Below are 18293 nucleotides of genomic sequence, written 5' to 3'. Positions count from 1 at the left end.
ATTCTCGCCAAAATAAGAGATAGCGCGCATTTCGGTAGCAACCTCAGGACTACTCTGTGTGCGGTTTTCAGGAGGTACAAAATATGAAAAAGCTTCTGATCTGTTGTTTGTTTGGTAATACCGCAAACTCTCTCGCCAAAAAAATGCAGTCTCTGGCAGAACGCGAAGGCTATCCGCTGATGATTAGCGCTGTTGGGCTGGATAACTTCGCCAGCGTCGCTCCCGCTTTCGATGGTTTCCTCATCGCGCCGCACATTCAGTACAAACTCGATGAGATAAAAGAAACGGTGGGCAATACGCGTTCACTCGCCATTATTGAGAGCCTGCCCTATGCCTCTCTCGACGCGAGGAAAGTATTGAATTTCGTGAAGGAGCAGATGCCTGAACTGGCTGCCTGACAGATAAGGCCGCATCTGTTTTGCGGCCTCCTCTCACCCGGCGCTCAAAACGTGTCGACGCAAGGCTGGCCGACCTTATTAATAGCGTTTTTCAACCTGGCTCTGAGTTCAATTAACGCCGCTTCTTTCTCTTCAAGCTGCTGCAGCTTGCGGCGCAGAGAAGACTGTTTTTGCTCAGCGGTAAAGTTGTCGTCAACCCAGACAGCTAAAACCTCTGCAATTTCGGCTAAGGTAAAACCCAGCATTTTGGCATGCTTGATCATGTTTAAGCGCTGTAAATCGACGGCGGAATAAACTTTGTAGTTATTGCTGCGATTGGGCTGCGGGATATTCTCTAATAGCCCCTGTCGCTCATAGTAACGCACCGTCTCTTTCGACAATCCCGTTTTCGCACACAGTTCACCAATTCGCATAGCGTCGCCCTCACCTTGTAAAAATCACGCTTGACCGTGTACCTAAGTGCACGGTTTATCCTGTGCGGCATACATTAGGGAAACGGGATTAAAGATATGAATTCTTTTGATTATACAGGAAAAACAGCGCTGATTACCGGAGCATCTTCGGGCATAGGCCGTGATTTTGCCCGGCAGCTCGCCGCCCGCGGCGTGGCCTTGATCCTCGTCGCCCGCAGCGAGCCAAAGCTGCATGCGCTTGCCGCAGAGTTGGTCAGAAAGCACGGCGTCTCCATCACGATTATCGTGCAGGATTTAGTGAAGCCGGAAGCCATTCCCCACATTGTGGAACGGCTTGAAACCTTAAGACGCGTCCCCGACATTCTGATCAATTGCGCCGGCTTCGCCACCTACGGGCCATTCGGAAAGCTGTCGATCGACAGGCAGCGTGATGAGATAAACGTAAACTGCATGGCCCCCGTGGAGCTGACTCACGCCTTGCTGCCGGGAATGCTGCAGCAGGGATCCGGGGTGATTGTTAACGTTGCCTCAACGGCCGCGATGCAACCGGATCCCTATATGGCGATTTATGGCGCAACCAAAGCCTTCCTGCTCTCGTTTTCGAACGCGCTGTGGGGAGAATATCGCTCCAGGGGCATCCGCGTCCTGGCGCTTTGCCCCGGCGCAACGGATACGGCCTTTTTTGATGTGGTGAATGCTGAGGAAGCTTCGGTAGGGAAAAGAATGCCCGCGCACAAGGTAGTCACCCTGGCGTTGAAGGCCGTTGAGAGTAACCGTAGCTACCTGATTACCGGATGCGGTAACTGGCTTCTGGGGCAGCTACACCGGTTCGTGACGCGCAGGCGTCTGGTTCTTATTGTTGAAAAAATATTGCGCCCGCGCTCGGCTTAAGCAAAAACGGCTCTGTTCAGCGCAAGGGAGTTGCGCTGAAATCCTCGCTTATCGCAGACAGATAGATGCCATAGTGCACGAAAAACAGTGATACACTTACCGCACATGGTTGATCGTCCCGTCTGAACGGCTCATGATGAATGACGGTAACCAAATCTCAAAATGGTCACTCGTTGTTAATCGTAGCCCGTCACGCTAAGCTTAAATAATGACTAAAAATATGAATCCCCCATCATCACGTGGTCCCCTTGACCACGCTGTCAGAGAGCAAATCGTCGAAGCGGCTTTTGAGCACTTCGGTCACTACGGCTATGAAAAAACCACCGTCGCCGAACTGGCTAAATCCATTGGTTTTTCAAAGTCCTACATTTATAAGTTTTTCGATTCCAAACAGGCTATCGGCGAGGTGATCTGCGCTAACCGCCTGGAGCTGATCATGGCGGCAGTGCTTTCCGCCATCGAGGATGCGCCGTCGGCAAGCGAAAAATTACGCCGCCTTTTCAAAGCGCTCACCGAGGCGGGAAGCGAGCTGTTTTTCCACGACCGTAAGCTATACGACATCGCCGCCGTCGCCGCGCAGGAGCAGTGGCCTTCCACGCAAAAGTACAGTGAATGCCTGATGAAGCTGATTGAGAGCATCATTATCGAAGGCAGGCAGGCCGGCGAGTTTGAAAGAAAAACGCCGCTGGATGAAGTCACCTGTGCCGTCTACATGGTGATGTGCCCTTACATTAACCCCGTTCAGCTTCAGTACAACCTCGAAATGGCCCCCACGGCGGCAGTGCTACTCTCTTCATTGATTTTAAGAAGCCTGGCCCCCTAATTTGTGACCATTGACAATTTTGGTCACTAGTCAGAGAATGCGGATACCGTCCTGTTACGTCAAAAAGGTTTCCCATGCTCAGGCTCACTTCAGCCCGCGTTGCCGTTTGTCTCCTGCCGTTTGCCCTGGTGGCGTGCGGCGATATTTCCGCGAGTGACGATCCGCGCACAAAGCCACCGCTCGTCAGATCCGCCTCCGTCGAGCTAGCGAACAATAGCGCCCGCGCCTTCACGGGCGTGGTGGTCGCAAGAACGCAAAGCGATTTAGGTTTCAGGGTTCAGGGAAAAATCCTTGAGCGGCTGGTTGATACGGGGCAGACCGTCAAACAGGGCCAGCCCCTGCTGCGCCTGGATCCGCTTGATCTGAAATTACAGGCCCAGGCGCAGCAGCGCGCGGTGGATGCGGCCCAGGCGCGCGCGCGAAAAGCCACCAGCGATGAGGCGCGCTATCGTGGACTTGTGGCGTCCGGCGCGGTGTCTGCCTCGGAATATGACCAGATCAAAGCGGCGGCCGATACGGCCAGGGCCGATCTCAGCGCCGCCCGGGCGCAGGCCAGCGTGGCGCAAAACGCCACGGGCTATGCCGTGCTGCTGGCGGATTCGGACGGCGTGGTCATGGAGACGCTCGCCGAGCCGGGCCAGGTCGTCAGCGCCGGACAGGTGGCGATCAGGCTCGCCAGAGCCGGGCAGCGTGAAGCGCTCGTCCAGCTTCCGGAAACGCTGCGCCCTGCTGTCGGCAGCGAAGCGCAGGCCACGCTGTATGGCAATGAAAAACATCCGGTCACCGCAACGCTGCGCCTGCTGTCTGACTCGGCCGATGCCGCGACCCGCACGTATGAAGCCCGCTACGTGCTGGATGGCCTGCTGGCGAACGCGCCGCTGGGGGCGACCGTCACGCTGAACGTTCAGGACAACAAAGCGGAAGGTCAGGTCATGCAGGTCCCGCTGGCTTCACTCTATGATGCAGGAAAAGGTCCCGGCGTCTGGCGTATTTCCGCCCAGCCGGCAAAGGCCGCATGGACGCCCGTCAGGGTGCTGAGTGTGGGTGAAGATGCGGCGCAGGTCACGGGCGGCGTGAAGCCCGGTGAGAAGATTGTTGCGTTAGGCGCCCATCTTCTGCACGAAGGTGAGGTCGTCAGGCTTGCTAAGCAGCGCAATGCCGCCCTGGCGGAGAACACGCCATGAGCGGAAGCCGCTTCAACCTGTCGGCGCTGGCCGTCCGCGAACGTTCCATCACGCTGTTTCTGATCGTTCTGGTCACGATTGCCGGAATTTACGCCTTCTTTGGGCTCGGGCGCGCGGAAGATCCGCCCTTCACGGTAAAGCAAATGACGGTGATAACCGTCTGGCCGGGCGCGACCGCGCAGGAAATTCAGGATCAGGTCGCCGAGCCGCTGGAAAAGCGCCTGCAGGAACTCAAATGGTACGACCGTACCGAAACCTATACCCGTCCCGGCATGGCGTTTATCACGTTGTCATTGCAGGACAAGACCCCGCCTGCCGAAGTGCAGGAGGAGTTCTATCAGGCGCGTAAGAAGCTTGGAGATGAATCTCAGCGACTTCCGGCGGGCGTCATCGGCCCGATGATCAATGACGAATTCTCGGATGTCACCTTTGCCCTCTTTGCCCTGAAAGCGAAAGGCGAACCGCAGCGGCTGCTGGTACGCGATGCCGAAGGCCTGCGCCAGCAGCTTCTGCACGTTCCCGGCGTGAAGAAAGTGAACATTATCGGCGAACAGGCCGAGCGGATTTACATCTCTTTCTCCCACGACCGTCTGGCGACGATAGGGCTCTCACCCCAGGACATTTTCAACGCCCTCAACAGCCAGAATGCGCTAGCCGCGGCGGGTTCCATTGAGACCCGAGGCGCGCAGATTTTTATCCGCCTGGACGGCGCGTTCGATGAACTGCAGAAAATCCGCGATACGCCTTTTGTGGCTCAGGGCAAAACGCTCAAGCTGTCCGATGTGGCAACGGTTGAGCGAGGCTACGAAGATCCCCCGACGATGCTGATACGCAATCAGCATGAGCCCGCCCTTCTGCTGGGCATCGTGATGCGTGAAGGCTGGAACGGTCTGGCGCTGGGTAAAGCGCTGGATGCGGAAACGGCGAAAATAAATGATAACCTGCCGCTGGGCATGTCCCTGACCAAAGTCACCGACCAGTCCGTGAATATTCGCTCGTCGGTCGACGAGTTCATGATCAAATTCTTCGTCGCCCTGCTTGTGGTCATGGTGGTGTGTTTTGTCAGCATGGGCTGGCGCGTGGGTGTTGTCGTTGCGGCGGCGGTACCGCTGACGCTGGCGGTCGTTTTCGTGGTGATGGAAGCCGCGGGGATAAACTTTGACCGCGTTACGCTGGGCTCCCTGATCCTCGCCCTCGGCCTGCTGGTTGATGATGCGATTATCGCCATCGAAATGATGGTGGTTAAAATGGAGGAAGGTTACGACAGAATTAAAGCCTCGGCCTTCGCCTGGAGCCATACCGCCGCGCCCATGCTGGCCGGTACCCTGGTGACGGCCATTGGCTTTATGCCGAATGGCTTTGCCCAGTCGACCGCAGGGGAATACACCAGCAATATGTTCTGGATCGTCGGCCTCGCCCTGATTGCATCGTGGTTTGTCGCGGTGGTGTTCACGCCCTATCTTGGGGTGAAGATCCTGCCGGCGATCCCTAAAGTAGAAGGGGGTCATGCCGCCATCTATAACACGCCTCGCTATAACCGTTTTCGCCAGCTGCTTGCCCGCGTTATCGCCAGAAAATGGCGGGTGGCCGGGTCGGTGGTCGCCATTTTCCTTCTTGCCGTACTCGGCATGGGGCTGGTTAAAAAACAATTCTTCCCGACCTCCGATCGCCCGGAAGTACTGGTTGAGGTGCAGATGCCCTACGGTACCTCGATTGAGCAAACCAGCGCCGCCACCGCAAAAATAGAAGCGTGGCTGGGCCAGCAGCCCGAAGCCAAAATTGTCACGGCCTATATTGGTCAGGGTTCGCCCCGCTTTTATCTGGCGATGGCGCCTGAACTGCCCGATCCGTCTTTTGCGAAAATAGTGATCCTGACGGACAGCGAGACGTCACGCGAGGCGCTCAAGCTCCGGCTGAGAGAGGCTGTCGCCAACGGCCTTGCCCCCGAAGCGCGCGTCCGGGTAACGCAGCTGGTGTTTGGCCCGTACTCGCCCTTCCCGGTTGCCTGGCGCGTGTCGGGGCCGGATGTCGAACAGGTGCATGACATCGCTGACAGGGTGAAAGCCGTGCTCCAGGCGAGCCCGATGATGAGAACCGTCAACACCGACTGGGGGTCGCGCGTTCCCGTCCTGCATTTCACCCTCGATCAAAACCGCCTGCAGGCGACCGGCTTGACCTCAAGTGCCGTTGCCGATCAGCTTCAGTTTCTGCTCTCAGGCGTGCCTGTCACCTCCGTGCGGGAAGATATTCGCTCGGTTGAGGTCATTGGCCGCGCGGCGGGAGATATCCGTCTCGATCCGGCCAAAATCGAAGGTTTCACCCTTGTCGGCAATGCGGGACAGCGCGTTCCGCTGTCTCAAATCGGCAAGATTGAGATCGGTATGGAAGATCCGATCCTGCGCCGCCGCGATCGCACTCCGACGATTACCGTGCGGGGCGATATCGCTAACCATCTTCAGCCACCGGATGTGTCGGTCGCCATCATGAAGCAGCTCAATCCGATTGTTGACGCGCTGCCGGCCGGATACCGTATCGACATGGCGGGTTCGATTGAGGAATCGGGCAAAGCCACGCAGGCCATGATTCCGCTGTTCCCTATCATGATGGCCCTGACGCTGCTGATCATCATTTTGCAGGTGCGCTCAATCTCGGCGATGGTGATGGTGTTCTTAACCGCGCCGCTGGGGCTGATTGGCGTAGTGCCCGTGCTGTTGATTTTCAATCAGCCGTTTGGCATCAACGCGCTGGTCGGCTTGATCGCCCTTTCCGGCATTCTGATGCGCAATACGCTGATCCTGATCGGTCAAATCGATCATAACCAGAAGGAGGGCATCGAGCCGTTCCAGGCGGTGGTTGAAGCGACGGTCCAGCGCGCGCGCCCGGTCTTGCTGACCGCCATGGCCGCCGTGCTGGCGTTTATTCCCCTGACGCATTCGGTGTTCTGGGGCACGCTGGCCTACACGCTGATAGGCGGAACGCTGGGCGGGACGATCGTCACGCTCGTCTTCCTGCCCGCGATGTATGCGATCTGGTTCCGGATCCGCCCTGCGGAACAACGGGTGCAGCACCCTGCAGAAAACGTGTAAACTACCAAGAGTAGATAACACTTATGAGGAAAGCATGGTTGTTAAGCGCTTAAGAAAAGAGGACCGCCGCGTGCAGCTGCTGGAGGTTGCGCGCGGAATCGTTCGTCAGCAAGGCACGGAGGCGCTGACCCTTGGCTACCTGGCCGAGCGGGCCAACGTGACCAAGCCTATCCCCTACGATCACTTTGGCGATCGTGAAGGGCTGCTGATGGCGCTGTACCGGGATTATAGCGACCGGCAGCTGGCGAAGTTCCGCGAGACGCTGGCGGTCGACAGCAAAACGCTGGAGAAGACGATCCGCTTTTTCAGCGCCGCCTATATCGACTGCGCCATTAGTGCCGGGCCGGAGACCGGGCCAATTGCCGCAGCGCTGTCCGGATCCCACGCGCTGCAGACGTTTCGTGAGGCATGCGTGGCCGAATGCGCCGACTGCCTGCGTACCGCGCTTTCCCCGTTCGTCGCGCTGAAAGGCGTTCAGGGAGAAGCGGTACTGACGGCCATCATTGGCGCGGCGGACGCGCTCAGCACCGCCGCGGGCAACGGCGTGCTAGCCCGGAACGTGGCGGAAGATACGCTCAGCGGCGCCATGACCGGCGTGCTGGAGACCTACGTGAATAGCACAAAATGATCGCTGGGGGCGGATTGACACCTAAGTTACCAATAGTAATATAGGCGTCAGTTCTCACCCATTCGAGGTCGCTATGTCTGCTACAAATGCCATTAATAACGCACTGATCGTGACGGCTCATCCTGTCGACAATTCGTTATCCCATTCGCTGGCAGCCCGTATTGCCGGAAAATTACGCGAGCAAGGTACGCAGGTTGAGATTGCCGATCTGCATGCTGAAGGGTTTAATCCGGCGATGACCCGCGCCGATCTCGATTTGTATCACGGCGATCCGAGCGCCCTTCCCGACGATATTCTGCGCGAGCAGCAGCGCGTCGAGCGAGCGGATATGCTGGTGTTTGTCTTCCCCGTGTACTGGTGGTCGGTCCCCGCGCTGTTGAAAGGCTGGTTCGATCGCGTATTAACCCTGAACTGGGCGTATAAGGTGGCCGACGATGGCCGGATTGTGGGCAGCTTACGCGACGTTCCCGTCCGCCTGATTGCCACAGGCGGCAGCGATCTCACCGGATTCGACAAACACGGCTATTCGACGGCGATTCAGACGCAGATAATCGAAGGCGTGTTTGGCTTCTGCGGGTTGAAGAACGTTAAGCTCGATATCCTTTACCAGGCAGACACGGCGACGCCTGAGCAGGTAGAGGATTTCCTGCAGGGGCTAGAGAGTCTTAAATAATCCCGGCTATCCAGTCACAGCAAAGGCGCGCCTCCTTCGCCAGAAGGAAGCGCGTGTCTCGTTATCACCTACCACCGTCAGGGGCGATCTTTTAATCCTGCTGGATAACCGGAACTCTCTTTCCAGCGATTATTCAAAAAATAACGAGAAAAGGCCAATCGCCATCACTACGCTCATAATCACCTGAATCAGAATAATAAAAAAAGCGACCCCACCCAAGACTGTGATTTTTCGACGCAGAATGAAAGTAATGCCGGAAAGTACAGCACTGAACAGAATGGCTTTAAGGATATAGGAAAGCGGAACCATTGCCGGGTGACCGGTATGCACTCCAGCAAGCCCAATGAGACCCAGCAGAAAACCTCCGCAGAATCCCCATCCCCAGAAAGTCATTGGTAAGCTCATCTGCCCCGCGACTAATCTTTTCAACATACGCACATCCTTTTTGTGATTATTTTTATCAAAATTCACCGGTTTACAGGGTAAAACCCCCGTCACCCACCTGCGCCTGAGCGTACCATTTCATCAGCTTTTCGGTGCCGGGCTCGTTTTCTGCAGGTGACCATGGGGCGGTATCGTGCTCAGACACGGGCTGATACCCGCCGTGTTTAACCTCAAAAATGACGCCGCCTTTATCCAGCGACAGCACGGCATGCCAGGTACCGGCATCCATCTCCAGCACTTTGCAGTCTTCACCTAACACCACGCGCTGGGTCACGTTACCGCCGTCATCAAAATTCAACACCAGAAAGCGACCGCTCAAAGCCGTCAGCAGTTCAAACGTGTGCGGGTGGCGATGAGGGCGAACATAGGTACCAGGCTCCATCGCGATAGCCAGGCGCTGCACCGGGTCGCTCAGCTCGGGATGTAAATTGCGGTGCGCGCGTAAGCGAGGAGAATTGGCAGCCTGCTCGCTTTGTTGCTGCAGGTCACTGAACGTAATTTGTTTCATATACACCTTTGTGAATGGAGTCAGCGGACGGCAACCCTTTAGCCGCACGACGTTATACCATTCTGGACGCTCGATGAGCGATGGCATTTGTGAAACAAATCGCTGCATCGGTTTCGCAGGTTCTGTTACGACGTGCTCAAAGCAGTGAGATGGACTCATCCAGCCAGCCGGGGAGATGTTCTCTGTACCAGCTCAGGTAGAGCTTAAAATCACTTTTTTTCCTTTCGTGCAGAAGTAACACGACTTCAGTGACAATCCATGCTTTAGCAAGAGCGATTTCTCTGGCTAATCTGCCTGCGACCGAATGCGTGGCAAAAACACGGTAGCGCTCGGCAAGTTGCAAAAGGCTTTGTTTTGAGCCCATCCCTTTTACCAGCGGAGCAAGGTCAATAGCCGGGCTGCCAGTACCGAACCTTTCCCAGTCGAAAAGTATCGTATCGCCGTTTTCTCTTCTGCCCCAGTTACCCGCATTGGTATCACCAGAAATTAAACATTCCCGACTAAACAAAACGCTACTCCCTTGCTGAAAACACCGCATCTGCCGCTCAGCCCGGACGGGCAATTCCAGAAGAGACAGAGATTTTTCTAGCGCTGACTCAGACCAGGTATGGGTGTGATAAATCCATGCAGGGTCGGCAGGATAATCGTGTAGACGTGAAAGTCGTTTCAGTATGTCGTTTCCCGCAACCTCATCCTGTGAGATCTTATGAGGAACGTATTCAAGCGTCAGGCTGCGTCGGTGTGGATCGGCGTTAAAAAGTCGTGGGGATTCGACAACGCCACTGAGTGGTTCCGCCGCATGTTCATAAAAGCCGTATTCAACCTCACTAACAGAGTATTTTTCTATTACCTGATTACCATGCTGATCCACAATCAGATGGACTTTTGCCGCGCCCATCTTGGACAAGTTTTCGCCAGCCATACCATCCTCATGCCACACCTTCGGTTTCTCAACGTAAGTATAGTGTGATGGATCATCATCCCACGTTGAGTAAAACTCACATTGACTTCCACTATTTATCGTTTTTCAAACGTAACCGCATTGAAATACCATCCCTTCATCCCTGGTATATTGCTGGCCAGAAATTGATAACAAAATTCAAATAATATACGTATATGGAGCACCTATGACACTCGATGTTTTATTTCATCTAATGAAAACGATCTCACCTGAAAAAAACACCGCCGGTGAAAATATACATGCGCTCATTACGTTACTTTTGTCAGATAGCGATCGCGCTGAGGCGCTATCGCCTTTCATCCATCGACTGCATCTTTTGGCTTTCGCCCAAAGCAACCCGGGTAACGCCGAAGAGTTGCTCTCAGCGCATTTACCAAAAGAGGATGGGATCCTTCCGCTGCTGGACTTTGCGGACTGGCCAAAGGTGCGTTACGCCGCGTCAGGCGAAGCTCAGACGCGTGAATCGCAGGAGTATTTCCGTGATATGACCTCGGCTGCCAATCTGTTACGCACTGCGCTGATCGACGCCGAGCGAGCAAAGGGAACGCCTGCGCTTTATATTCTGGATAAATTACTCAACCTGAACAGCGCCCTGCCGGAGCGATATAAACAGATGGCGAATATTCCCTACGCATAAATATGTTCTATATGCGGAATATCCTTCACTAAATATTCCGCTATTTATTAAACCCGATTTTCATTGTAATCAAGACAGACGATATCCAACGAAGACAGCACCGGCGCATTAAGGTTAAGCCACGCCAGCAACCGTTCAATACTCTGTCTTCTGAGCGAATTTTTCGGCCAGACGAGGTAGTAGCCATCGCCGGTTGCGATAGCTTCCCTGAAGGGCAGCGCGAGCAGGCCGCTTTTCAGCGCGTCGAGCGTGAGGCGGAGGTCGGCCATCGCCACACCGTGACCGTGCATGGCGGCCAGGCTTCCCTGCTCCAGGGTGTCGAACACGATTCCACGACTCACGTCGAGCCCTGGGAATGACCCGGTTCTTTTCAGCCATCGCTTCCAGTCCCGTCTGTCCGGAGAGGGATGGATAATATCGCACTGCGCAAGCTGATGCCGGGCTGAATCAAGCAAAGACGGGGTACAAACCGGAATGAGCCATTCACTGAAGAGCAGCCTGCTTTCCGTAGACTCGCCGAAATAGCCATTACCGAGGAGGATCGCACAATCGTAGGGCTCACGGCTGAAGTCAACGGTGTCGAAGTCCATCCAGACGCTGGCAATTTCAATTTTTGGCTTAGCGTGGTTCTCGCGAAAGGATTTAAGCACATTCAGCAGCCACCGCATCGTCAGGGTGCTGGGGGCTTTGAGGCGCAGAAGGTGGTTTTCGCTTCTGAATGCGCGACAGGCCCACTCAATATTCGAGAAACTTTCGCTGAGCTGTCCGGCCAGAATACGTCCGGCATCACTGACCTCCACTCGCGGCCCCTGGCGTTTAAAGAGCTCACAGTCGAACCACTGTTCAAGCGTCCGGACATGCCTGCTGACCGCGCCCGGCGTGATATTCAGTGCTTCAGCCGCTTTGCTGAAGGAGTTCAGCCGCGCGGCAACTTCAAAAGCGCGCAGCGCATACAGTGGTGGTAAAGACATACATTCCCTTTCTGTGAGGTTTAGCTATGCAGTTTTTGTATTATCGGCACTCATTGACTTGTCGCTCAGGTCCTCAGACGGGAACGTCATCAGCAGCTCCCTGAGCAGGGACTCAAGCTGCGCGCGCTGCGCGTCAGATAAGTTGCTCAGCAGCGCATTTTGCGTTTGTGTATGCACGATCAGCGCCTGTTCGATACGCTCCTGCCCGTGCGGCGTCAGGCTTACGAGGGTGCTACGCTTGTCATCCGGATCGGCAATTCGCCTGATAAGCCCAAGCTGTTCGAGATGGCTGAGCCGGTTCGTCATCGCCCCTGAGGTGACCAACAGCGATTTATAGAGCTGCGTGGGGGAAAGGCAGTACGGCTCACCGGCGCGACGCAGCGTGGCGAGCACGTCAAACTCGCCCTCGCGAAAGCCAAACTGCGCCATCGCCTGCGCCCATTCTTTTCCCAGATGCTTCATCAGCCGGAGCATTCGGCCAAAAATTTTCATCGACGAGGCGTCCAGCTCCGGCATGGCGCGGCTCCACTGGCCGACAACGAAGTCTACGTGATCTTGCATTTTCACCCCTGATGGCGTGCGAATTTATCCTGTTGTGCGGTACATCTTACGCAAAAACATATTTTATCTCAACGTTAAGATAAATGCTCGTGCGATTTGCCCGGGCCATTCACAACCGAAAAGGACTCCATGTTGAAACGCACGTCGCCTTTACTCTTCGCCGTTATCGCTTTTATCGTCGGGCTGAACCTGCGCCCCATACTGGCTTCTGTCGGACCGCTGTTTTCCGTGCTGCAGCGCGAAGCAGGGCTGACCGCTACGCAATTCAGTCTGTTGACCACCCTACCGGTCGCGATGATGGGGCTGGCCGCCCTGTGTGGCCCCTGGCTGTTAGCCCGAGTCGGCGCCGTACGGGGCATTATGCTCGGGCTTTTCATTCTGCTTGTTGCCTGCTTATTACGCGGTTTTAGCGCCTCACCGGAGAGTCTTATGGGCACCGCGTTACTGGGCGGGGCCAGCATAGGCACGATCCAGGCGTTAATGCCTGCCCTGATAAAAAAGGAATATACGCAAACGGCCAGCACGGTGATGTCGCTCTTCAGCACGGGCATTATGGCCGGTGCGGCAGTCGCCGCCGCCAGCGCCGAGCCGTTGTTTTCATGGCTCACGCTGAAGCCCGCGCTGGCAATGGCCGGGCTGTTAGCGCTGCTTGCGCTGATACTGTGGTTAACCCTGGTTAAGCATCCTCAGGAGGAAAAAACAGCACGCGAAACCGTTACGCTCTCGTCCTCCCGTACAGGGCTACTGCTGCTCTTTTTCGGCGTGGGAACGGGAGCCTACACGCTGGTATTGGCCTGGCTGCCCCCGCTCTATATTCAGGCGGGATGGTCCGCACGCAGCAGCGGCTACATGCTGGCCTGGCTGACGTTAACCGAGGTTGTCGCCGGGTTTGCCGTCTCCGCGCTGATCGGTAAATTCCCCGATCGTCGCGTACCGCTGATTGCCGTTTTGCTGTTGCTGCTGGCGGGATTACTGTGTCTGGTCTTTGCGCCGAGTACGACGCCTGTATTATCCACGTTGCTGCTTGGCACCGGGATCGGCGCCCTCTTCCCGCTGTCGCTCATCGTTACGTTCGATCATGCGCGAACGCCCGCGCAGGCCGGGAAGTTGCTGTCTAAAGTTCAGGGTGGCGGATACACGATCGCCGCGCTTATGCCGTTAATTGCGGGGATCGTTCGCGACAGTTCGGTCTCGCTGACCAGCGCATGGCTGATCATGAGTGCGGGAGTCGTGCTGCTGATCGTTATCGCGCTGAATTTTAAACCCGTCGTGGACGTGCAGGCACGGTGAACGCGATACCAGTTTTGAGAGTCGTATTTCCGCCGATCGTAAGATAAATTCAGGGTGAATTTCACCTCATTCAGGAGTGGATATGCCGCAGACGTTACCGGAAATTGATGTCTTGTTCGTCGCCGGGTTCGGGCCCATTTCGCGGGATACGGAGTCCAGCAGCGCGTTTTATGTTCAGACACTCGGCCTTCCGCTGAAGCCGATGGAGGGAAACATCGATTATCTGCTCACTGAGGAGGATCAGCTGGAAGGCGTGAAGCATTTCGCCGTCTGGCCGCTCGCACAGGCTGCTGCGTCCTGCTTTGGAGAAGAACAGTGGCCAGTTGAGCACCCGATACCGCAGGGATGGGTTGAGTATGAGGTACAGGATTTGGACTCGGCTACCCGCGTTCTGAGTGAAAAAGGCTATCGGCTGCTGGTAGCTAACCGTTTGGAACCGTGGGGGCAAACCGTCACTCGCCTGCTCAGCCCGGAAGGCTTGCTTACCGGGCTGACGATTACGCCGTGGCTGCGGGGATAAATGGTTTTTGGAAAGCAGCCTGGTAGTGGGAAGCGCCTGCTTTGAGCGAACAGTGGGCGTACCCTTATGCTATTTACACCAACGGTGTGAGTCTTTTTCTGTTAAGTTGAATGACGATGAAAACACACTCAGTCCTAACCTATTCAATGATTATTATCACCTGTCTGACTCAGGTGGGATAACGTTTGCCATTTTCCCGCCGGTAAGGCGGGCCTTACCGGTAACAATTCAGTGAGGTAAAGAATGGACACAAATGCAGTAACGACGCCTGAAAAACCTGTCTTGCACTTGTTATGTGGAAAAATTGCATCCGGAAAATCCACATTGTCAGCAAAATTAGGATCATCACCTGGGACTGTAATTGTCAGCGAGGATCGCTGGCTGGCTGCCCTCTTTACCAATGAAATGCAATCCATATCTGATTATGTGCAGTATTCATTAAGACTAAGGAATGCCATGAAGCCTCATCTGGTGTCACTACTCAAAGCTGGTTTATCAGTAGTTCTTGATTTCCCGGCAAACACACAAACAAATCGTGAATGGATGATGAGCATTATTAAGGAGTCAGGTGCCAGTAATCAGCTGCACTATCTGAAAGTTTCTGATGAAGTATGTAAATCCCGCCTGCGCGCCCGTAATGCAGAAGGCGTGCATGAATTTTCTGCCTCAGACCAACAATTTGACATCATAACGCGCTATTTCGAAGAGCCAACGGCTGATGAAGGGTTTAATATTACCGAATACAGCTAAATTTACCTTCCTGCACGAAAGCCGCCAGTTGGCGGCTTTATTATTTTCCATCTCATACGGTTATAAACGGTACTACAGCGAACTAAAAGTCCGCTCCTGGCACAAAGCGGACATCGGGTATTCCGGAAGTGCCCGACTCATGGTTAATTCCATTCACCAAAACTCTCACCTCCCCAAAGCCTCCACAATCACCCTCTCCATTTTCTCTGGCGTGGTCATCGGCGCAAAACGCTTGAGTGGTTTACCGTCGCGGCCGATCAGAAACTTAGTAAAGTTCCACTTGATCCGCCCTCCCAGCACGCCGGGCAATTCATCTTTCAGATAACGAAACAGCGGGTGCGCCGCATTGCCGTTAACTTCTACCTTCTCAAACATCGGGAAGCTCACGCCGTAGTTGATGTGACAGGTTTTCGAGATTTCGTCGGCGCCGCCGGGTTCCTGTTTACCGAACTGGTTGCAGGGGAAGCCCAGCACCACTAATCCTTGATCGGCGTATTTCTTGTATAGCGCTTCAAGGCCAGCATATTGCGGCGTAAAGCCACACTGGCTGGCGGTATTGACGACCAAAACCACCTTTCCCACATAGTCGGCCATTGAGATAGGGCGGCCATCCAGGCGGGTGGCGGTAAGTTGATAAAAGCGAGTCATACTGAAATCCCTCAAGGCTGGCCGAAAAGTCACGGTGACCATCAACAGGGCCGCCGCCGTTTAGAAAGTTTACATTCAGGCAGGCTATTTGTGATACATTCCTGGCGCGCCAATGACCACCACACTCGCTATCAGGTATGCAGAACATAACAAAAAAAATTCGCTGGCTTCTGCTTACTCTCCCACTCCTCAGCGGCTGTGGCACGCTCTCACAGATGTCCTCCCCGGAAGGTACTCAGGAACTTCTCACCCATGATTCGCTGGATGGCGACGTTGACAGCGTGGTGCGTCACTATATGGCGCAAAAATCCGTTCCCGGGATGACGGTCGCGGTGATCCATAATCACGGCTCGCCGCAGTTTTACACATGGGGCGTAACCGATGCGGTCAATCGCTATCCGGTCAGGCCCGACACCCTGTTTGCGCTCGGCTCGCTCAGCAAAGGGATCACGGCGGAAGTGGTGGCTTGTCTGGTGAATGAAGGGCAACTGAACTGGAACGATAACCTGGCGGCATTGCTACCGCCGGGGACGCCGCTTAGCGCGGATGCACAAAAAATCACCCTGCTTGAACTGGTAACCCACACCTCCGGCCTGCCGCGTCAGACTATGGATGTTCCGATGCTTGGGAAATTCATCGGCTATTTAAGCACGGGCGAAAATTTCTATAGCGAGCTGGACAGCGATAACGTGCTGCGCTACCTCGCCGACTGGCGGGCGCCAAAGAATAAAGTGCCGCAATATTCCAATACCGGCTACGCCCTGATCGGCTATATCCTGAAGCACAAGACCGGCGAAGATATCCAGAGTTTAGCCTCGCGCTATATTTTCCGTCCGCTGCAAATGGCTAACAGCAGCTTTATTCCCCAGCAGCTAAAAGGCTACCCGCAGCGTGCGCTCGGCCACGCGGGCGATCAGCCTAAATTCATCCCGCGCGGGCAGCTCACCCCGGACTGGCATTTTTCCAACAACATGGTGGCGGCAGCGAGCTTGTACAGCAACGCCGAAGATCTGGCGGCCTATGCCCGCTATCACGTCTCAACGACCCACAGTCCCCTGCTGGACAATGTCTTTGCCGAAGTCAGAAATACCGATATTCAACGTCCCGACGGAGTGCAGGGTATTGCCTGGACCACCGACTTTATCGGCCTGGAAAAAATCACCTATCAGGTCGGCTATATCGGCGGCTACTCCAGCTTTATCGGCTATGACAAAGAAAAAGGCAATGCGGTGGTGGTGCTGCAAAATACCTTTAACTGGAGCAATTACATAGGCATCGCGCTGTTGATGGATATGGCGAAAAAAGACGGTCTGAGCCCTACACCGCCGACTTCGGCCTTAAGTTCTCATCAAACGCCAGTCGTTTCCGGTCAGGCTCAACGTCTCGCAGCGGCTCCACCTGGTGCATAGTTAGCTTGCAGCGCTCCACCAGCACCTGATACTCCCGCGTGCCCTGCTGCTTCCACGCCAGCTCCTGCTCGCTCAGCTCGCGAATCGCTTTGGCCGGGCTGCCGATAATCAAATGGTTGGCGGGCATCTCCGCTTTCGCCTTCACGAACGCCGCCGCGCCGACGATGCTGTTTTCACCGATGACCGCCCCGTCCATCACCACCGCGTTCATGCCCACCAGCGCATTGCGGCGGATCACGCAGCCGTGGAGAATAGCGCTGTGGCCGATATGCCCGTCCTCTTCCACCACCGTGTCCTGCTCCGGGAAGCCGTGAATCACGCAGTTATCCTGAATGTTGGCACCGTCTTTCACCACGATACGGCCAAAATCACCGCGCAGGCTGGCGTTAGGACCGACGTAAACGCCTTTGCCCAGAATCACGTCGCCAATCAGCACCGCCGTCGGGTGAACATAGCTCTCGTCCGGCACGACCGGCGTCAGACCGTCAATTTGATAAACTGGCATCTTCACTCCTTATGCGCTTGTAAGACCACCAAAGCGTTGATAGTAGAGCGTGCCGGGCACGGGCAGCTCGCCCACGGAGGTTTCGCCCTTCTCGCTGACAAACACCAGCGCCCCCGGCGCGACACGCTGATAGATATTAATGCAGAGCTGTCGGGCGCTTTGCCCCGCCCAGTGCGCGGGCAGCAACTCTTCCGGCAGCAGCGGATCTTTCAGCACCACGCGACGATAAAAGTGAATCAGCAGCAGCTGGATCTGGAAACAGCGTTCCGGCGTCAGCTCCTCCGGCGCGGCCTCTTTCAACAGCGGCAGCAGCGGACGGAATGAATCGATGAACGTCTCGTACATCGCGTTTTGCTCGGTTAACTGCCAGCACTCCTCCACCCGCGAACGCAGCGCGGCGCGGGAGAGCGCCAGCGGCGAGTGGGCTTCAAAGAAAATCACGTTTTCCGCCACGCCGGCATCGTGAAGCAGAGACTGCACGTCCGCCAGATGCTGCGACGGCGAGGCCATCAGGCTCGGCGCCAGCGTACCAAACCCCTGCCAGATCAGCTGTTTTTTGACGTCGGCAAGGGTGGTTTTATCCAGACCTTCGGAGAGCAGCAACAGCCATTTGCCGTCCCAGGCGGGCAGTTCCGCGCGGTAAATCTTATTCTCCGCGCGACGCGTCAGGCGAAGCCCTTTATCGCTCAGGCGGTAAAAGCTGCGACGCCCGATGCGGGAAACGTCCAGCCAGCCCTCTTTGTTGAGGCGAAACAGCGCGGTGCGCACGAAGCGCTCGCCAAACCCCATGCCTTCCAGCAGGGCGGCCAGGCTGCCGAGCCAAATCTCACCGCCGCGATGGGAGAGCGCGTCACCGTATAACGAGGAGATAAGCGAGGTCCCGCTGACGGGAACGGAGCTGACCGCATGCTGGATAAAGGCGTCGAGTTTATTCATGTGATTCATTCTGTTGTTATTTTTGTCCTGGATGAATCATAGCATAGGATTCTGGGG

The 18293-nt window shown here is 55.6% G+C and carries 21 protein-coding genes; 12 read left to right on the top strand and 9 right to left on the bottom strand.

The annotated features are described in order from the left end of the window. The first annotated feature begins 83 nt into the window (after window positions 1–83). Complete coding sequence (locus SPH27_RS01440; protein WP_094935234.1) at window positions 84–398, top strand: PTS sugar transporter subunit IIB; 315 nt, start codon at window positions 84–86, stop codon at window positions 396–398. Between the two features lie 44 nt (window positions 399–442). Here the strand turns inward: SPH27_RS01440 and SPH27_RS01435 are convergent, their stop codons facing one another. Beyond that, window positions 443–811, bottom strand: a complete 369-nt coding sequence (locus SPH27_RS01435; RefSeq protein ID WP_182071272.1) for a MerR family transcriptional regulator — start codon at window positions 809–811, stop codon at window positions 443–445. 96 nt (window positions 812–907) lie between these two features. On the opposite strand from SPH27_RS01435, the gene SPH27_RS01430 reads away from it, so the two are divergent. The 6 genes from SPH27_RS01430 (at window position 908) to SPH27_RS01405 (ending at window position 8096) form a co-directional block, all read left to right on the top strand. Further along, window positions 908–1702 (top strand): SDR family NAD(P)-dependent oxidoreductase, encoded by a 795-nt coding sequence (locus tag SPH27_RS01430; protein ID WP_182071271.1) that lies wholly within the window; start codon window positions 908–910, stop codon window positions 1700–1702. A gap of 208 nt (window positions 1703–1910) precedes the next feature. Further along, complete coding sequence (locus tag SPH27_RS01425) at window positions 1911–2525, top strand: TetR/AcrR family transcriptional regulator (RefSeq protein ID WP_182071270.1); 615 nt, start codon at window positions 1911–1913, stop codon at window positions 2523–2525. Between the two features lie 74 nt (window positions 2526–2599). Then, a complete protein-coding gene (locus SPH27_RS01420; protein WP_182071269.1) occupies window positions 2600–3709 on the top strand; it encodes an efflux RND transporter periplasmic adaptor subunit in 1110 nt (369 codons plus the stop codon). Continuing rightward, on the top strand, window positions 3706–6795 hold the full coding sequence (locus tag SPH27_RS01415) for an efflux RND transporter permease subunit (protein WP_207168171.1): 3090 nt from the start codon (window positions 3706–3708) through the stop codon (window positions 6793–6795). The genes SPH27_RS01420 and SPH27_RS01415 overlap by 4 nt, the downstream gene beginning before the upstream one ends. Window positions 6796–6829: 34 nt before the next feature. Beyond that, window positions 6830–7423 (top strand): TetR/AcrR family transcriptional regulator, encoded by a 594-nt coding sequence (locus SPH27_RS01410; protein ID WP_038417506.1) that lies wholly within the window; start codon window positions 6830–6832, stop codon window positions 7421–7423. Window positions 7424–7496: 73 nt separating this feature from the next. Then, on the top strand, window positions 7497–8096 hold the full coding sequence (locus SPH27_RS01405; protein WP_039262600.1) for an NAD(P)H-dependent oxidoreductase: 600 nt from the start codon (window positions 7497–7499) through the stop codon (window positions 8094–8096). A gap of 129 nt (window positions 8097–8225) precedes the next feature. Here SPH27_RS01405 and SPH27_RS01400 read toward each other — a convergent pair whose 3' ends face one another. From SPH27_RS01400 to SPH27_RS01390, 3 genes are all read right to left on the bottom strand, one after another. Continuing rightward, complete coding sequence (locus SPH27_RS01400; protein WP_033145442.1) at window positions 8226–8528, bottom strand: hypothetical protein; 303 nt, start codon at window positions 8526–8528, stop codon at window positions 8226–8228. 43 nt (window positions 8529–8571) lie between these two features. Continuing rightward, the gene (locus SPH27_RS01395; protein ID WP_182071267.1) at window positions 8572–9048 is read right to left on the bottom strand and encodes a WbuC family cupin fold metalloprotein; all 477 of its coding nucleotides are present in this window, start codon (window positions 9046–9048) and stop codon (window positions 8572–8574) included. Between the two features lie 136 nt (window positions 9049–9184). After that, window positions 9185–9970, bottom strand: a complete 786-nt coding sequence (locus tag SPH27_RS01390; protein WP_182071266.1) for a phosphotransferase family protein — start codon at window positions 9968–9970, stop codon at window positions 9185–9187. A 205-nt stretch (window positions 9971–10175) separates the two neighbouring features. Here SPH27_RS01390 and SPH27_RS01385 point away from each other — a divergent pair, with 205 nt between their 5' ends. Next, complete coding sequence (locus tag SPH27_RS01385; protein ID WP_182071265.1) at window positions 10176–10646, top strand: hypothetical protein; 471 nt, start codon at window positions 10176–10178, stop codon at window positions 10644–10646. Between the two features lie 47 nt (window positions 10647–10693). Here the strand turns inward: SPH27_RS01385 and SPH27_RS01380 are convergent, their stop codons facing one another. Together SPH27_RS01380 and SPH27_RS01375 are read right to left on the bottom strand one after the other, a co-directional pair. After that, window positions 10694–11617, bottom strand: a complete 924-nt coding sequence (locus SPH27_RS01380; RefSeq protein ID WP_322435569.1) for a LysR substrate-binding domain-containing protein — start codon at window positions 11615–11617, stop codon at window positions 10694–10696. A gap of 24 nt (window positions 11618–11641) precedes the next feature. Next, window positions 11642–12178, bottom strand: a complete 537-nt coding sequence (locus SPH27_RS01375) for a MarR family winged helix-turn-helix transcriptional regulator (RefSeq protein WP_101744548.1) — start codon at window positions 12176–12178, stop codon at window positions 11642–11644. Window positions 12179–12307: 129 nt separating this feature from the next. Here SPH27_RS01375 and SPH27_RS01370 point away from each other — a divergent pair, with 129 nt between their 5' ends. The 3 genes from SPH27_RS01370 to SPH27_RS01360 all read left to right on the top strand — a co-directional run bounded on the left by SPH27_RS01370 (window position 12308) and on the right by SPH27_RS01360 (window position 14738). Beyond that, on the top strand, window positions 12308–13468 hold the full coding sequence (locus tag SPH27_RS01370) for an MFS transporter (RefSeq protein ID WP_182071264.1): 1161 nt from the start codon (window positions 12308–12310) through the stop codon (window positions 13466–13468). A gap of 82 nt (window positions 13469–13550) precedes the next feature. After that, on the top strand, window positions 13551–13988 hold the full coding sequence (locus tag SPH27_RS01365; RefSeq protein ID WP_048977838.1) for a VOC family protein: 438 nt from the start codon (window positions 13551–13553) through the stop codon (window positions 13986–13988). 243 nt (window positions 13989–14231) lie between these two features. Continuing rightward, window positions 14232–14738 carry an AAA family ATPase gene (locus SPH27_RS01360; protein WP_182071263.1) on the top strand — a complete coding sequence of 169 codons (507 nt, stop codon included), beginning with the start codon at window positions 14232–14234 and terminating at the stop codon, window positions 14736–14738. A gap of 165 nt (window positions 14739–14903) precedes the next feature. On the opposite strand, the gene SPH27_RS01355 is transcribed toward SPH27_RS01360, so the two are convergent. Continuing rightward, window positions 14904–15386 (bottom strand): glutathione peroxidase, encoded by a 483-nt coding sequence (locus SPH27_RS01355; RefSeq protein ID WP_182071262.1) that lies wholly within the window; start codon window positions 15384–15386, stop codon window positions 14904–14906. Window positions 15387–15523: 137 nt separating this feature from the next. On the opposite strand from SPH27_RS01355, the gene SPH27_RS01350 reads away from it, so the two are divergent. Continuing rightward, window positions 15524–16795, top strand: coding sequence for a serine hydrolase domain-containing protein (locus SPH27_RS01350; protein WP_182071261.1), 1272 nt, complete (start codon window positions 15524–15526; stop codon window positions 16793–16795). On the opposite strand, the gene paaY is transcribed toward SPH27_RS01350, so the two are convergent. Together paaY and paaX are read right to left on the bottom strand one after the other, a co-directional pair. After that, window positions 16704–17300 carry a phenylacetic acid degradation protein PaaY gene (gene paaY / locus SPH27_RS01345; protein ID WP_182071260.1) on the bottom strand — a complete coding sequence of 199 codons (597 nt, stop codon included), beginning with the start codon at window positions 17298–17300 and terminating at the stop codon, window positions 16704–16706. The two genes, SPH27_RS01350 and paaY, sit on opposite strands and share 92 nt — an antisense overlap. Before the next feature lie 9 nt (window positions 17301–17309). Then, window positions 17310–18245: a phenylacetic acid degradation operon negative regulatory protein PaaX gene (gene paaX / locus SPH27_RS01340; RefSeq protein ID WP_182071259.1), complete on the bottom strand. Its 936-nt coding sequence runs from the start codon at window positions 18243–18245 to the stop codon at window positions 17310–17312. Window positions 18246–18293 lie beyond the last annotated feature (48 nt).

This window comes from Enterobacter sp. A103 (genome assembly GCF_034427535.1).
GTDB classification, from domain to species: domain Bacteria; phylum Pseudomonadota; class Gammaproteobacteria; order Enterobacterales; family Enterobacteriaceae; genus Enterobacter; species Enterobacter asburiae_B.
Note: the sequence above shows the minus strand (reverse complement) of the source record. Positions and strands in the feature narration are given on the sequence as shown.